11 protein-coding genes are annotated in these 14,957 nt (G+C 67.2%); 1 reads left to right on the forward strand and 10 read right to left on the reverse strand.

The window, feature by feature from the left end:
* Nucleotides 1–85 precede the first annotated feature (85 nt).
* On the reverse strand, nucleotides 86–3,586 hold the full coding sequence (locus tag ACFVM3_RS00295) for a DNA-directed RNA polymerase subunit beta (RefSeq protein ID WP_219146135.1): 3,501 nt from the start codon (nucleotides 3,584–3,586) through the stop codon (nucleotides 86–88).
* Between the two features lie 646 nt (nucleotides 3,587–4,232).
* Here ACFVM3_RS00295 and ACFVM3_RS00300 point away from each other — a divergent pair.
* Nucleotides 4,233–5,411, forward strand: a complete 1,179-nt coding sequence (locus tag ACFVM3_RS00300) for a hypothetical protein (protein ID WP_378434173.1) — start codon at nucleotides 4,233–4,235, stop codon at nucleotides 5,409–5,411.
* 135 nt (nucleotides 5,412–5,546) lie between these two features.
* On the opposite strand, the gene ACFVM3_RS00305 is transcribed toward ACFVM3_RS00300, so the two are convergent.
* The 9 genes from ACFVM3_RS00305 to ACFVM3_RS00345 all read right to left on the reverse strand — a co-directional run bounded on the left by ACFVM3_RS00305 (nucleotide 5,547) and on the right by ACFVM3_RS00345 (nucleotide 14,955).
* Nucleotides 5,547–6,308, reverse strand: a complete 762-nt coding sequence (locus ACFVM3_RS00305; protein WP_378434175.1) for a hypothetical protein — start codon at nucleotides 6,306–6,308, stop codon at nucleotides 5,547–5,549.
* A 270-nt stretch (nucleotides 6,309–6,578) separates the two neighbouring features.
* Nucleotides 6,579–7,100, reverse strand: coding sequence for a hypothetical protein (locus ACFVM3_RS00310; protein ID WP_378434177.1), 522 nt, complete (start codon nucleotides 7,098–7,100; stop codon nucleotides 6,579–6,581).
* A 31-nt stretch (nucleotides 7,101–7,131) separates the two neighbouring features.
* Nucleotides 7,132–8,397, reverse strand: coding sequence for an MCE family protein (locus ACFVM3_RS00315; protein ID WP_378434179.1), 1,266 nt, complete (start codon nucleotides 8,395–8,397; stop codon nucleotides 7,132–7,134).
* Nucleotides 8,397–9,599, reverse strand: coding sequence for an MCE family protein (locus ACFVM3_RS00320; protein ID WP_378434181.1), 1,203 nt, complete (start codon nucleotides 9,597–9,599; stop codon nucleotides 8,397–8,399). The genes ACFVM3_RS00315 and ACFVM3_RS00320 overlap by 1 nt, the downstream gene beginning before the upstream one ends.
* On the reverse strand, nucleotides 9,599–10,777 hold the full coding sequence (locus tag ACFVM3_RS00325; protein WP_378434183.1) for an MCE family protein: 1,179 nt from the start codon (nucleotides 10,775–10,777) through the stop codon (nucleotides 9,599–9,601). The genes ACFVM3_RS00320 and ACFVM3_RS00325 overlap by 1 nt, the downstream gene beginning before the upstream one ends.
* Entirely contained in the window at nucleotides 10,774–11,760 is a 987-nt protein-coding gene (locus ACFVM3_RS00330; protein WP_257489279.1) for an MCE family protein, read from the reverse strand. The genes ACFVM3_RS00325 and ACFVM3_RS00330 overlap by 4 nt, the downstream gene beginning before the upstream one ends.
* The gene (locus tag ACFVM3_RS00335; protein WP_378434185.1) at nucleotides 11,757–12,788 is read right to left on the reverse strand and encodes an MCE family protein; all 1,032 of its coding nucleotides are present in this window, start codon (nucleotides 12,786–12,788) and stop codon (nucleotides 11,757–11,759) included. Before ACFVM3_RS00335 ends, ACFVM3_RS00330 begins: the two co-directional genes overlap by 4 nt.
* Nucleotides 12,785–14,122, reverse strand: a complete 1,338-nt coding sequence (locus ACFVM3_RS00340; RefSeq protein ID WP_378434187.1) for an MCE family protein — start codon at nucleotides 14,120–14,122, stop codon at nucleotides 12,785–12,787. Before ACFVM3_RS00340 ends, ACFVM3_RS00335 begins: the two co-directional genes overlap by 4 nt.
* Nucleotides 14,119–14,955: an ABC transporter permease gene (locus ACFVM3_RS00345; protein WP_364025956.1), complete on the reverse strand. Its 837-nt coding sequence runs from the start codon at nucleotides 14,953–14,955 to the stop codon at nucleotides 14,119–14,121. Before ACFVM3_RS00345 ends, ACFVM3_RS00340 begins: the two co-directional genes overlap by 4 nt.
* Nucleotides 14,956–14,957: the final 2 nt, after the last annotated feature.

Raw genomic sequence — 14,957 nt, forward strand, 5'->3', positions numbered from 1 at the left:
ACATCCCCTTGGGGTTGATGCGACTAGAGGAGTTGGCGAGCGGAGGCGGGAGCCCACGGGAGGCAGGCTCCCGCCTCATCGCGAATCAGTGCACGACGTCGTCCACCGAGGGCGACTCGTTGCGGGACAGGTTGATGCCGAGGTTGGCCGCGGCGCGCTCGAGGTCCTCGTCGTCGGAGTCGCGCATCTCGATCGCGGCGCCGTCGCTCGACAGCACCTCGACGTTGAGGCAGAGCGACTGGAGCTCCTTCAGGAGCACCTTGAACGACTCGGGGATACCCGGCTCGGGGATGTTCTCCCCCTTGACGATGGCCTCGTACACCTTGACGCGGCCGACCACGTCGTCCGACTTGATCGTCAGGAGCTCCTGCAGGGTGTATGCGGCGCCGTACGCCTGCATCGCCCAGCACTCCATCTCGCCGAACCGCTGGCCACCGAACTGCGCCTTACCACCCAGCGGCTGCTGCGTGATCATCGAGTACGGGCCGGTGGACCGGGCGTGGATCTTGTCGTCGACCAGGTGGTGCAGCTTCAGGATGTACATGTAGCCGACCGAGACCGGGTACGGGAACGGCTCGCCGGAGCGGCCGTCCAGCAGCGTGGCCTTGCCGTTCTGCTTGACCATGCGCTCGCCGTCGCGGTTCGGCTTGGTCGCGCCGAGCAGCCCGGTGAGCTCCTCTTCCTTGGCGCCGTCGAACACCGGGGTCGCGGTGTTCGTGCCGGGGTCGACGTCGTAGAGCTCCTCGTTGAGGTTCTTCGCCCAGTCCGGGTTGCCCTCGATCTTCCACCCCTGCGACGCCAGCCAGCCCAGGTGAAGCTCCAGGACCTGACCGATGTTCATACGACGCGGGACACCGTGGGTGTTCAGGATGATGTCGACGGGCGTGCCGTCCTCCATGAACGGCATGTCCTCGGCGGGGAGGATCTTGCCGATGACACCCTTGTTCCCGTGGCGGCCGGCGAGCTTGTCGCCCGGCTGGATCTTCCGCTTCTGGGCCACGTAGACGCGGACCAGTTCATTGACGCCAGGGGGCAGCTCGTCGTCGTCCTCGCGCGAGAACACGCGGATGCCGATGACCTTGCCGGTCTCACCGTGCGGCACCTTCAGCGAGGTGTCGCGGACCTCACGGGCCTTCTCACCGAAGATCGCGCGGAGCAGGCGCTCCTCCGGGGTCAGCTCGGTCTCGCCCTTGGGCGTGACCTTGCCGACCAGGATGTCGCCGTCGCGGACCTCGGCACCGATGCGGATGATGCCGCGCTCGTCGAGGTCGGCGAGGACCTCCTCGGAGACGTTCGGGATGTCCCGGGTGATCTCCTCGGCGCCCAGCTTGGTGTCGCGGGCGTCGATCTCGTGCTCCTCGATGTGGATCGACGTGAGCACGTCGTCCTGCACCAGGCGCTCGGAGAGGATGATCGCGTCCTCGTAGTTGTGGCCCTCCCACGGCATGACCGCGACGAGCAGGTTCTTGCCGAGCGCCATCTCACCGTTCTCGGTGGACGGGCCGTCGGCGATGACCTGACCCTGCTCGACCCGGTCGCCCTCGTTGACGATCGGGCGGTGGTTGAAGCAGGTGCCGTGGTTCGAGCGGCGGAACTTGTACAGTCCGTAGCTCTTCCGCGTGCCGTCGTCGTGCATGATCGTGATCAGGTCGGCCGAGAGCTCCTCGACGACACCGGACTGCTCGGCGACGAGCACGTCACCGGCGTCCACCGCGGCGCGCAGCTCCACACCGGTGCCGACGTACGGCGCCTGGTTGCGGAGCAGCGGCACGGCCTGACGCTGCATGTTCGCGCCCATGAGCGCGCGGTTCGCGTCGTCGTGCTCGAGGAACGGGATCATCGCCGTCGCGACCGAGACCATCTGCCGCGGCGAGACGTCCATGTAGTCCACGTCCAGCGGGTCGATCAGCTCGACCTCGCCACCCTTCTTACGGACCAGGACGCGGTCTTCGACGAAGGTGCCGTCTTCCGAGATCGGCGCGTTCGCCTGCGCCTTCACGTAGCGGTCTTCCTCGTCCGCGGTGAGGTAGTCGACCTGGTCGGTGACACGGCCCTCGACGACCTTGCGGTACGGGGTCTCGATGAAACCGAACGGGTTGACCCGCGCGTACGAGCAGAGCGAACCGATCAGGCCGATGTTCGGGCCTTCCGGCGTCTCGATCGGGCACATGCGGCCGTAGTGCGACGGGTGGACGTCACGGACCTCCATGCCGGCGCGCTCACGCGACAGACCACCCGGGCCGAGGGCGGACAGACGACGCTTGTGCGTCAGCCCCGACAGCGGGTTGTTCTGGTCCATGAACTGCGACAACTGCGAAGTACCGAAGAACTCCTTGATCGCCGCCACGACGGGACGGATGTTGATCAGGGTCTGCGGCGTGATCGCCTCGACGTCCTGGGTGGTCATCCGCTCGCGGACGACGCGCTCCATCCGGGACAGACCCACGCGGATCTGGTTCTGGATGAGCTCGCCGACGGTGCGGAGACGACGGTTGCCGAAGTGGTCGATGTCGTCGGTCTCGACCGGGATGACCTGGTCGCCGACGGTCGCCTTGTCCTCGCCGGCGTGCAGGCGGACCAGGTACTCGATCGTCGAGACGATGTCCTCTTCGGTCAGCGTCCCGGTGTCGTACGGCGTGGTCAGGCCGAGCTTCTTGTTCAGCTTGTACCGGCCGACCTTGGCCAGGTCGTAGCGCTTCGGCTTGAAGAACAGGTTCTCCAGCAGCGTCTGCGCGCTCTCCTTGGTGGGCGGTTCGCCCGGGCGCAGCTTGCGGTAGATGTCGAGCAGCGCCTCGTCGGTGCCGGCGGTGTGGTCCTTCTCGAGGGTGGCGAGCAGCGTCTCGGAGAAGGAGAAACGCTCGCGGATCGCCTCGGTGGTCCAGCCGAGCGCCTTCAGCAGCACGGTGACCGGCTGGCGGCGCTTGCGGTCGATGCGGACGCCGACGGTGTCGCGCTTGTCGACGTCGAACTCGAGCCAGGCACCCCGGCTCGGGATGACGCGGACGTTGAAGACGTCCTTGTCGGTGGTCTTGTCGACGCTGGTGTCGAAGTACACACCCGGCGAACGGACCAGCTGGGACACGACGACACGCTCGGTGCCGTTGATGACGAAGGTGCCCTTGTCGGTCATCACCGGGAAGTCGCCCATGAAGACCGTCTGGCTCTTGATCTCGCCGGTGTTGTTGTTCACGAACTCGGCGGTCACGAACAGCGGGGCCGCGTACGTCATGTCCTTGTCCTTGCACTCCTCGACGGAGGCCTTGACCTCGTCGAAGCGCGGGTCGGAGAAGGACAGCGACATGGATCCGGAGAAGTCTTCGATCGGCGAGATCTCGTTGAGGACCTCTTCCAGGCCACCGACCGGGTTTTCTTCACCTTCTTCGACGCGGCGTTCGAACCACGCCTCGTCGCCGGTGAACCATTCAAAGGACCTGATCTGCACGTCGAGCAGGTTCGGGGTGCTGAGCGGCTCGCGAATCTTTGCGAAGGAGACCCGCTTGGGGGCTCCCGGGATTCCCGTGGACTCCGAGCGAGATACAGCCGAGGTGGTCGCAGCAGTGGCCTGGTTCGCGGGAGAGACTGCCAAGATGCGTCCTTCCGGGGACAATGAGCGGTGAGCAGCCGCGTCAGCAACAGCTGATGCGGTCTGTCAAGGGTGCCGTGTGCCCACTATCCTAACTACCGGCTCCGGGCAGCCTGAAAGAGGGCAGCGCAAAGAAGCAGTCTAGCCCGAACGTCGCGGTCTGTCCAGGGGGCGCTCCCGATGGGGCCCAGCCTGCATCGCAACGTCTTCAGGTATGCCTCTCCTCGGCCTCCCCGGACCGTCCCTCCCGCAAGGGCACCGCCGGTTCTCACCGTTGCCTGTAAGCGTGACCCCACAGGGGCTCTGAGTCAAGATGCCGCGCGGTGGTCCCGCCGGTTGGCGCAGCGTGGAAGTAGCTCCCGGCGGAGCGCTTCACAGGACGGTCATCCTGGTTACCGCCCGGTACCCGCAGGTGACGGCGTTGGGGCGCCGACCTGCGTTTAGCGGGCTAATCGCGATCCGGCCGGCAGGGCTTCCCGGACGGTCACCGGGTCGGGCCAGGCTCGCGGCGGGGCGCTTCGGACGAACTCGGCCCGTGTGACCGTTGTGACCGGTGGGCCGTCTGGTGCGGCGCACAGGCAGGGCGGCGCACCTGCGTTTAGCGGGCTAATCGCGACGCGCGCCGGGCGGACGCTGCCAGACTGGGGGCGTGAGCGAAACGTGGGAGCAGGACGCCGGTTCCGAGATGCCCCCGGTCCTCTTGCGGCCGGAAGCTGAGCTGCGGAAGGCTGCGGAACAGAGCCCCCTTCTCGGCGAGGTCCGCGGCTACGTCGCCGGGTCGGACGCCGGCGATCCGCTGATCCCTCGGTGGGCGGAGGTGTCCGGGCTGGTCCGCGTCATCGACGGCAAGCACGTGCCCGTCGAGGAGAACTCGACGCTCGTCGACGACGTTCTCCGGCTCTGGGAGCGGCTGTTTTCGACGATCGGCGAGGCTGAGGCGCTGCGCCCCGGGCTGGTCGCGACGATCTCACTCACGCTCTACCGGTCGGGTCCGGTCGCCGTGCCGGTCGAGCTTCTTTTCGAAGCCGTCGAACTCGGGCAGGCACCGGACGAGCCGACGCGGTACGCGACAAGCGTCGCGCTGGATCTGCTGGAACGGCTCGGCGCGATCGAGAAGAGCACCGCGGACCCGGCCGGGCTCGCGCTGATCGCCGAGATCACCGGGAAACCCGATCCCTCCCCTTACGTCCTCAGCCTCACCCCGATCGCCGTCTGGGCGATCAACAGGGCGCTCCGCGAGGCCGGAATGGACGCACCGGTCATCGGTGAGGCGGCGGAGAAGAGTCTCGGCGAGCTGAGCCCACGCCTCGCCGAGTCCGCGCCGGAGATCATCGACGCGGAGCTGAAGGCCTGGACCCGGCACCGGTCGCCCTCCGACGCGGCAGCAGAGGCGAGTGAGTTCCTCCGCACGGCACGGCTTCCCGAAGAACGACTGTTCGCCTTGATCGCGCTCGGGGAAACCGGGGAGATCGGCCTCGAGACCGCTGCGGGAATCCGAGCCGAAGGCGGTCTGGCCGGCGCGGCCGCCGCGATGTGGCTGTCCGAACGTGGCGCGGTCGACCGGGAAACGATCACTCGCGATGAGGTCATCCTCGGGATGGCCGACCACTACGCGGCGATGAACGCGCTCGGCGCGTTCGTCCATCAGCTCGCCGACATGGACGACGGCTTCGACGTCGTGGACCTGCTGACGTCCTCCGGCCATCCGGACCGGCTCGAACTCCTGAGCGTCGTCGGCGCGAGCCATCCGGACCGGAAGATGGCCAAGAAGGCGCGCACGGCGAGTTTCAAGCTCCGGTCGAGCGGCGCGCGGACGCGTCACGATTAGCCCGCTAAACGCAGGTCGGGGGCGGGAGTGCCGGAAAGCCGCGAGAGGGCGCACGTCGCGGACCGGATCGCGATTAGGGGGCTAAACGCAGGTCGGCGCCCGGATCGCGTTTAGCGGGCTAAACGCGATCCGGGGTCACTTCGAGGGGGCAGGGGAGGCCGGGGGCGAGGAGGCGGCCGGGTTGGGCGGAGCGGCGTAGGTGTTCATCGCCGTGATCTTCCACTTGTCGCCCTGCAGCTCCGCGTTCAAGTGCAGCTGCGCGCTCCCGGCGGTGGTCTTGTTCGTGTCGGCCCGCGTCGAGCTCTGGTCGACGAACACCATCACGTCGGCCCGGTCGCCTTCCAGCCGGATGACGGCGCTGCGGGTGACCTTGCAGGTCACGACCATCTTCTGCTGCGGGGCCAGCCGCTTGACCTCGCCCATCAGCAGGTTGTACTTCGCCCGCACCTCGTCGTTGACCAACAGGTCGCCCGCCGCGGACTCGGTCTTCGCGATGTTGTTGTAGTCGTACGAGAACAGCGCCTCGGTCGCCTTCGCGACCTGGTCCTTGACCTGCGCGGTCTTCGCGACGTCCAGCAGCGCGGTGTTGTTCGTCGAGCTGGACACCTCGTCGGCCTGGATCTTGAACAGCACCGCGGTCGCGGCCAGCAGCAGTCCGACGACGACCAGCGCACCCGCCAGGATCAGCTGCCTGGAGCCCGGCTTCTTGGTCTCCGAAGAGTCCGAATCCTCATCGGAAGCGACCTCGGCTTCGGCCTCTTCGAGGTCGTCCGGCTTCTCTTCGGCAGCCGCGCGGACCTTCGCGCGCGGGCTCGGCTTCGCGACAACCTCCTCTTCGGAGGTTTCGGAGGCTTCAGGAGCTTCGGAGGGCTCTTCAGGGGCCTCGACAGCCGCCACCTCAGGCTCAGCCTCAGCGGGCTCAACAACCTCAGGCTCAGCTTCAGGCGCAGGCGCAGGACGCGGAGCCGGCCGCGGCGACGGTCGGCGGACCGGCGTCGGCGTTTCGTCGACCTCGACCTCCGAAGCAGGGGCTTCCGGAGACGCGGGAGCAGGAGACGCACCGGGCCGTCGCAGGCCGGCCACCCGGGGGCGGCGCACCGGCGGAGTGCTGCGAGGAGGCTGGCGACGGGAGGGGGGCACTACGTGGCTCCGTTCTAGGTGACGCTCTTACTGACCGGCCGCGACGAGGGGCACGTTGTCGATCCCGGACAGCTTCCACTCATCGCCGACCCTGGTCATCGAGACCTCCAGGCGCAGCGCCTTCGAGCTCGCCTTGTCGCCCTGGGTGACCTGGGTGGAGATGGCGGCGAGGAAGCTCGCCTTGCCCTCGTGGTCGTCGAGTTCCTCGACCGCGATGTCCTGGATGGTGGTCACGACCTTGGTCTTCGCGTCGCCGAGCGCCTTACGGTAGGTCGGCTCCAGCTGGGCCAGCTGCTGGCTCATCTTGTCGTCGGAGACGGCCTTCTGCTTGGCGAAGAACTCGTCGAGTTTCTCGAAGTCGACCTCGGTGTACGCCTTGATCGCGGTGCCGCCCGCCTTGACCACCTCGTCCCGCGAGCGCGCCAGGTCGGCGTTGTCGTCCGACGCGGCCACGGCCCACATGACACCGAAGATCGCCGCGGCGACGAAGGCCGCGAGCGCGAACGCCGCCGCCCCGAGGACCAGGGTCCGCGATCGAGAAGAACTCATGACACTCCAGGTTAGATATACGGTCTCGGCCTCAGCCGGGCAGGCCCAGCAGCGCGCCGAGGGTGGGCAGGCTGACCCCGGGGCTCTGCAGGACGCTCGGCATGCCCTGTGCCGCGCGCAGGCTGGCCAGTTCCTCGGCCGAGCGGCCGGCGTTCGCCGCGACGTCGCCTTCCGACGGGATCTGCGGGACCCCGTTGTACGGAGCGTTCTGCGCACCGCGCACGTTGATCGGGCTGCCCTTCGGCTCGGCGCAGTACGCGTCGTCCTTCGGCGCGCGAGGCGTCGTGTCGGTGCCTTCGCGGTACTTGTCGAAGCCCATGTAGCCCTTGGTGCACGACGGCGGGTTGAACAGGTTGAGCGCGAGCCCGAGGTGCGCGGTGCCGTCGTTGGCGACGGTGTTGGCACCGGCCGCGAGCATCGGGTAGGTCACGAGGCCCTGTTCGAGCCCGTCGAGCCGGGTCACCAGCAGGTTCGACGTCGTGAGCAGGTTCGCCGTCAGCGCGCCCAGCCCCGGCCCGGATTCGGCGAGCACCGAGCTGATCTGGTTCGCCACCTGCGGGGTGATCCCGATCAGCTTCCGGATGTCCGCGTCGGAGTTCTTCAGGGTGCCGGACAGCTTGTTCAGGTCCGCGCTGAACGACTTCATCGAGCTCGCCATGTCGTTCTGCGTTTCGAGGACCTGCCCACCCTTCTCCAGCAGCTGGACGGTCTGCGGCAGGTACTCCTGCGCGGTCGCCGTGAAGCTCCGCGCGGTGTCGAGCAGCCGCTGCAGGTCCGGGCCGGTGCCGTTGAAGGCGTTGTACGACTCGTCGACGACCTTGCGCAGCGAGTCGGTCGGCACCGACGCCGCGAGGCTGTCGAGATCACCGATGAGCTGCTCGGTCGGCACGGGCGTCTTGACCTTGTCGGCCGGGATGACCGAACCCGAGTTCAGGAACGGTCCCTTCTCGCTCTTGGGCTTCAGGTCGACGAACTGCTCGCCGACCGCCGACCGGTTCGCGACGACGGCGTCGAGATCGGCGGGCACCTGCGGGGCGTCCGGCGAGATGTTGAGGTCGGCCTCCAGCCCGGTCTTGGTGAGGCGCAGTTCGCCGACCCGGCCGATGTTGAAGCCCCGGTACGTGACCTCGGCGTTCTGGAAGATGCCGCCGGACTGCTTGAGCTGCAGTTTCACCGTGTAACCCTCGGCACCGAACACCTGGCCGAGCCCGGCGAACCGGATCAGCGCGTACACGATGGCGACCACGGAGATGATCGCGAACGCGACCAACTGGATCTTCGTCCTACGGACCAGCATCAGCCGGCACCTCCCGACAGCACACCGAAGATACCGGCGGGCCCGGTCTGTTGCGGCTGTCCGCCGCCCTGCGGCGCGCTCGCCTGGCCGCCGGCGACACCGCCGACGCTGTCCGGGATCGGCAGCGGCGGGTTCGCACCCGGCCCCTCGGTGCCCCCGGTCAGGCCCGGGACCGGGATGGCGTCCTTCAGCGGGTTCTCGCGGCTGCGCCCGAGGTTCTTGAGGATCTCGTTCAGGTTCAGGTCGATCTTCGCGAACAGGTTGAAGTAGTCGCCCTTGACGCCGTCGTAGGCGGCGTCGCTGAACGGGAAGGTCAGCAGGATCTCCAGCGCCTTCGGCAGATCCGAGCCCGCCTCGCCGAGCTTCTGCAGCGTCGGCTGCAGCGCCTTGAGGTCGGCGACGAGGTCTTCCTTGCTCTTGTTCACCGTGTCGACGGCGACCCCGGAGAGGTGGTTGAGCGCGTTCAGCATGGTCACCAGCTGACCGCGCTGCTGCTCCAGCACGCCGAGGCCGGGGCCGAGGTTGTCGACCGCGCCGACCAGCTTGTCCTTCTGGCCGTTCAGGGTGAGCGAGAGCCGGTTCAGCCCGTCGAGCGCCCGCGTGATGTTCGCGGACTGCTTGTCCAGGTTCGTGACCAGCTCGTTGGTGTTGTTCAGCAGCGCCTTGAGCTCCGGCGAGCGGCCGGTGGTGGCGTTGTTGAGTTCCTTGGTGATGGTGTTGAGCTGCTCCACCCCGCCGCCGTTGAGCAGCAGCGAAAGCGCGCCGAGCAGTTCTTCGACCTCGACGCTGCGGTTCGTGCGGGCCAGCGGGATCACCGCGTTGTCGGCGAGCTTGCCCTGTCCGTCGGCGGGCGCCGCCAGCTCGACGTACTTCTCACCGAGGAGGCTCGACTGCTTGACGTTGGCGAGCGCGTTCGCCGGCAACTTCACGTCACCGTTGACCCGGAGGGTGACCTCGGCGTTCCAGCCGTCCGGGGTCAGCCCGATCGCTTCGACCCGGCCGATGGCGACCTCGTTGACCTTCACCCCGGCCTGCGGGGTCAGGTCGAGCACGTCCCGGAACTGCACCTTGACCGTGTACGGGTGGTCGCCGAGTTCGGCGCCACCGGGAAGCGGGACGTCGTAGATCCCGCTGAACCCGCAGCCGCTCAACGTCAGCGCGGCGACGGTTCCGACAGCCGCGAGGGCGAGTTTCTTGTTCATCACTTCGCCCCCGAACCGTAGAGCTCACCGGCGATCGGGAGCGGAAGCGGCGGCAACTGGCCTCGGTGGGAGGCTTCGACCACCTGCGCGATGGACGGCAGCGGCACCAGCCCGTCGACCAGTCCGGCGACTCCCTTGCACGCGTCGCCCAGCGCGTCGAGCGCCTCCGGGGTCTGCTTGAGCAGGTTGCACACCATCACCAGCGGCGGCTGCGTGAGCTCGTTGAGGTTGGCCCGCGCGTCGAGCGTGCCCGACGAGGCGTTGTAGGTGTTGACCAGGTTCCCGAGACCGACCGGGGCGACGTCGAGGATCTCGGCGAGCGCGCCGCGCTGGTCCACGAGCACCTTGGTCACACTGGCCAGCTTGTCCACATTGGACTTGAGCCGGTCGCGGTTCTTCTCGATGAACGCCTGCACCGCGGTGAGCGTGTCGGACAGCTGCTTCACCGTGGCCGAGAGGTTCTCCCGCTCCCCCGCGAGGAAGCCGCTGACGTCGGCGAGCTGCCGTTCGAAGTCGCGGACCTGCTTGTCACTGTTCACCAGCGTCTGCGAGAAGGAGCCGAGGTTCTCGACGGTCTTGAACAGGTCGTCCTTGTTGCCGGACAACGTGCCCGCGGCCTGGCCGAGTTTCGTGATCGTGTCGTGCAGCGCCTGCCCGTTGCCGTCGAAGTTCTTCGCGGCGGTGTCGAGCAGGTTCGACAGCGACCCGTTCTTGTTGGCGCCGTTGGGCCCGAGCGACTGGCTGACCCGGGAGAGGCTGGCGGCGAGCTCGTCGACCTCCAGCGGGACCTCGGTGCGGTCGAGCCCGATGACGGCGCCGTCGGCGATCCGCGGGCCGCCCTTGTACGCCGGGGCGAGCTGCACGTAGCGGTCGCTGACCAGCGACGGCGACACGATGATCGCCTTCGCGTCGGCGGGCACGGGCACCGAACGGTCGTACTCGAGTTCGACGCGGACCTGGTTGCCCATCGGCTGGATCTTGGTGACGGTGCCCATGTCGACGCCGAGCATGCGGACACTGTTGCCTTCGTAGAGGCCCACGGTGCCGGCGAAGTACGCGGTCACGTGGTTGCGGCCGGCGTCCTTCAGCGTCCACCACAGCGCGCCTGCGACGACCAGCGCGAGCACGATCGCGATGGTGAAACCACGCGCGAGACTCTGTCCGAGACGGGTACTCATTTGTCGTAGCACCCCTTCTCGTTGATCGGGCCGAACGACGGCAGGACCAGTCCGCAGATGTAGTTGTCGAACCAGCGGCCGTTGCCGATCGTGTTCGTGAACACCCGGATGAACGGCGCGAACCGCGCGATGCCCTGGCCGAGGGCGTCCTGGTTGCGCTGGAGCATCGAGGTCAGCTGGTCGAGCTGGGTGAGCACCGGGTCGAGCTGCGCGTCGTTGTCGTCGACCAGGCCCTTGAGCTGAGTGGCGAGGTTTCGCGAGCCATCCAGCAACGCGGAGATCGCGTCCTTGCGCTTGGCTACCTCGCCGAGCAGCTTGTTGCCGTCGGCGAGCAGCTTCTGGAACTCGGCGTCACGGTCGACGAGCGTCTGCGAGACCTGCCGCGTGTTCGCGAGCAGGCTCGACAGCTGCGAGTCACGTTTGGCGATCGTGTCCGAAAGCCGGGAGAGGCCGGTCAGCGCGCCCTTCACGTCGGCCGGGGTGTCCGCGAAGGTCTCCGAGATCACGTCGAAGCTCTTCGCCAGCTGCGTCGTGTCGATGTCGTCGACGGTCTGCGAAAGCCCGCGGAAGGCGTCGAGGACGTCGAACGGCGACATCGTGCGCTCACGCGGGATCGTCGCGCTCGGGTCGAGCGTGCGCTGGCCCTGCGGGTCGAGCGCCAGGTACTTCTGACCGAGCACGGTCTTGATCTTGATGGCCGCGCTGGTCTTGTCGCCCAGCCAGGCATCCTTGACCTTGAACGAGATCCGGACCTTGTCGCCGTCGAGCTTGATCTCGGAGACCTTGCCGACCTTCACGCCGGCGACGCGGACGTCGTTGTCCTCCTGCAGGCCCGAAGCCTCGCTGAAGTCGGCGGAGTACGTCGTCCCGCCGCCGATGACCGGCAGGTCGTCGGAGTTGAGCGCGGCGATGAAACCGAGCAGCAGCACCGAGATGCCGACCAGCGCGATCGGGATCGGGTTGCGTTTCTGGAACGACTTCATGCCGTGCACCTCGCCCGGTTCACCGGCAGCAGCGGCAGGTTGATCGGCTCGTTGATCAGCGGAGGCAGGGCGACGGCTCCCGTCATCTCACAGGCGAAGAAGTTGAACCAGGAGCCGTAGTCGGCGGTGCGGGTCAGCGCCGTCACCTTCTGCGGCAGGAACTGGATGAAATGCTCGACGATCGGCTGGCTGTCGTTGAGGTTCTTCGACAGCGTGCCGAGCGCGGCGATGTCCTGCTTGAGCGGCTCGCGGGCCTCACCGAGCAGACCCGAGGTCGTCTGGGCGAGGGTGCCGAGCGATTCGATGGCGTCGCCGATCGGCTCGCGGTCCGCGGCCAGCCCGGAGACCAGTTGCTGCAGCTTGACGATCAGGTCGTTGAGCTGCGGCGTGTGCGCGTTGACCGTGTCGAGCACCGAGTTCAGGTTGTCGATGACCTCGCCGATGACCTTGTCCTTGTCGGCGATCGTGGTGGCCAGCGACGCGGTGTGCTTCAACAGGCTTTCGACCGTGCCGCCCTCGCCCTGCAGGACCTGGATGACCTCGTAGGACAGCTTGTTGATGTCGTCCGGGTTGAGCGCGGTGAACAGCGGCTTGAACCCGTTGAACAACTGCGTCAGGTCGAGCGCGGGCGTGGTCCGCTCCAGCGGGATGTTCCCGCCGGGCTCCAGTGTCTTGCCGGAGGTGTCGGTGCCCTGCCCGAGCGAGAGGTAGCGCTGGCCGACCAGGTTCCGGAACTTGATCTGCGCGGTCACCCCGGCGGGCAGTTTGCGGCCGGCGTCCACTTCGAACTCGATCTCGGCCTGGCGCCGGTCGACGATGCGGACCTCCTTGACCTGCCCGACCCGGACACCGGCGATGCGGACGTCGTCGTTGGGCAGCACGAGGGTCGCGTCGCTGAACCGTGCCTTGTAGGCGTTGGTGCTGGTGGTGTTCACGTTGGCGATGCTGATCCCGAGGATCGTCGTGAACAGCACGGTGACGACGATGAAGATGCCGAGTTTGATCAGCGGTGCGAGCAGACCCCTCACTGGACGTGCACCTCCGCTCCCCGATAGAGCGGACCGACCAGCAGCGAGCCCCAGCCGGGCATGTCCGTGGCGGCCATGCCGACCTGCGGGGCGACCAGCTGCGCGAGGAAGTCCGATTCGGACGCGCTGTAGGACGGGCTACCGCCGGGGGCTCCCCCGCCGTTGTAGCCGCCGACGTTCGCGAAACCGTTCGAGGGCGAAAGACCGTCGTTCGCCGAGCGCGCCGGCGGTTTGACCGTGCTGCCGTCCTTGATCGGGCCGTCCGGTGGGTACTGCGGGAACGGGTCCGGGAACTGCTTCAGGTCGTAACAGCGCGGGCCGCGTTTGTCCTCGAACCGCGGCTCGTCCTTGCCGGGCAGATACGGCCCGCGGTTGACGGTGACCTCGATGGTCGCGTGCAGACCGGGCCGGTCGGTGCCCTTGCCGAGGGCCTTGTCGATCTTCGGCAGGTTGTCCGCCATCTGCCCGATGACGCAGGGGTACGACGGTGAGTACTTCGCCAGCAGCTCCGCCGTCGGGCGGGCCGTGTCGGCGAGCCGGATCAGGTTGTCCGCGTTGTTCCGCAGGAAGGTCTGGAGATCGACCGAAGCCTGGGTGACGCTGCCGTAGAGGTTCGCCAGGTTCATCTGCTGGTCCACCACGGTGCGGGTGGTGGTGCTCAGGTTGTCCAAGGTCTGCACCAGATCCGGGGCGACGGCGTCGAGGTTGTCCGAGAACTTCGCGAGCTCCTTGAGGTTCTGCTGGAGCTTGGGCTCGTGCGGGTTCAGTTCCCCGACGTAGGTGCCGAGCTGCGCGAGCGTGTCGCCGAGCTGGTCGCCGCGGCCGTTGAGCGCGGTCGAGATCGCCGAAAGCGTGCTCGACAGCTTCTGCGGCTGGACGGCCTGCAGGACCGGCATCAGATGGGCGAAGGCCTGCTCCAGCTCGACCGCGCCGGAAGTGCGGTCCTGGGTGATCACGTCGCCCTCGGCGATCGTCTTCTCCGAAGGCACGTCCGGGATCTCGAGGGAAACGAAACGCTCACCGAACAACGTCTTCGGCAGGAATCGCGCCGAAACGTTCTGGGGAATCAGTTTCGCCGACTCCGGATTCAGCGCGAGCGTGAGTTCGGCGCCGTCCGCGGTCGCGGTGATCTCCTTGACCGAGCCGACGATCAGGCCGCGGACCTTCACGTCCGACTGCTTCAGCAACTGGTTCCCGATGCTGCCCGACTGGAGCTTCACGCTGACGACGGGTGTGAACGCCCGTTGGTACAGCGCGATGCTCAGCGCCACCCCGCCGATGAGCACGGCGACCAGAAGCAGGCCCAGCAGCCTGCGCCGGATTGTCGCGATCATCCTGCGATCCTCACCGTGACGTCGGTTCCCCAGATCGCGAAACCGATGAAGAAGTTCATGATGGACACCGTGACGATGCTCAGCCGGACCGCCTTACCGACGGCCACGCCGACACCGGCGGGGCCACCGGTGGCCCGGTAACCGAAATAGCAATGGGACAGAATGATCAAGACGCTGAACAACAGCACCTTGATGAACGAATACAACACATCCTGTGGTGGTAGGAACAGGTCGAAGTAATGGTCGTAGGTACCCGCTGACTGGTTGTAGATGTAGATAACGACCAACCGGGACGCGAGATACGAACTCAGCAGGCCGATGACGTACAGCGGGATGACCGCGACGAAACCGGCGATGATCCGCGTGGTCACCAGGTACGGCAGGCTGGGCACGCCCATGACTTCGAGCGCGTCGATCTCCTCGGAGATCCGCATTGCGCCCAGCTGGGCGGTGAAGCCGGCGCCGACCGTCGCCGAAAGCGCGAGACCGGCGACCAGCGGGGCGATCTCACGGGTGTTGAAGAACGCGGTCAGGAAGCCGGTGAAGGCCGACGTGCCGATCGAGTTCAGCGCCGAGTAACCCTGAAGGCCGACGAGGACACCGGTGAAGAGCGTCAGGCCGACCATCACGCCGACCGTGCCGCCGATGACCGCCAGCGAGCCGGAACCGAAGCTCACCTCGGCCAGCAGCCGCAGAACTTCTTTCATGTAGCGGCGAAGCGTCCTCGGCGTCCACAGCAACGCGCGGCCGTAGAAGGACATCTGGTCACCGAGGTTGTCCAGAGTCTGCAATGGACGGTTGGCGACCCGCTTGGCGCCCTGGAGGAAGGTCATGC

The organism is Amycolatopsis sp. NPDC057786 (genome assembly GCF_042797905.1).
In the GTDB taxonomy this organism is placed as follows: Bacteria; Actinomycetota; Actinomycetes; order Mycobacteriales; family Pseudonocardiaceae; genus Amycolatopsis.

Excerpts from the sequence above, each read along its gene's own strand:
- ACFVM3_RS00315 (WP_378434179.1), bottom strand. The coding sequence starts at position 8,397 with ATGCTGGTCCGTAGGACGAAGATCCAGTTGGTCGCGTTCGCGATCATC.
- ACFVM3_RS00320 (WP_378434181.1), bottom strand. The coding sequence starts at position 9,599 with ATGAACAAGAAACTCGCCCTCGCGGCTGTCGGAACCGTCGCCGCGCTG.
- ACFVM3_RS00310 (WP_378434177.1), bottom strand. The coding sequence starts at position 7,100 with ATGAGTTCTTCTCGATCGCGGACCCTGGTCCTCGGGGCGGCGGCGTTC.
- ACFVM3_RS00330 (WP_257489279.1), bottom strand. The coding sequence starts at position 11,760 with ATGAAGTCGTTCCAGAAACGCAACCCGATCCCGATCGCGCTGGTCGGC.
- ACFVM3_RS00345 (WP_364025956.1), bottom strand. The coding sequence starts at position 14,955 with ATGACCTTCCTCCAGGGCGCCAAGCGGGTCGCCAACCGTCCATTGCAG.
- ACFVM3_RS00340 (WP_378434187.1), bottom strand. The coding sequence starts at position 14,122 with ATGATCGCGACAATCCGGCGCAGGCTGCTGGGCCTGCTTCTGGTCGCC.
- ACFVM3_RS00325 (WP_378434183.1), bottom strand. The coding sequence starts at position 10,777 with ATGAGTACCCGTCTCGGACAGAGTCTCGCGCGTGGTTTCACCATCGCG.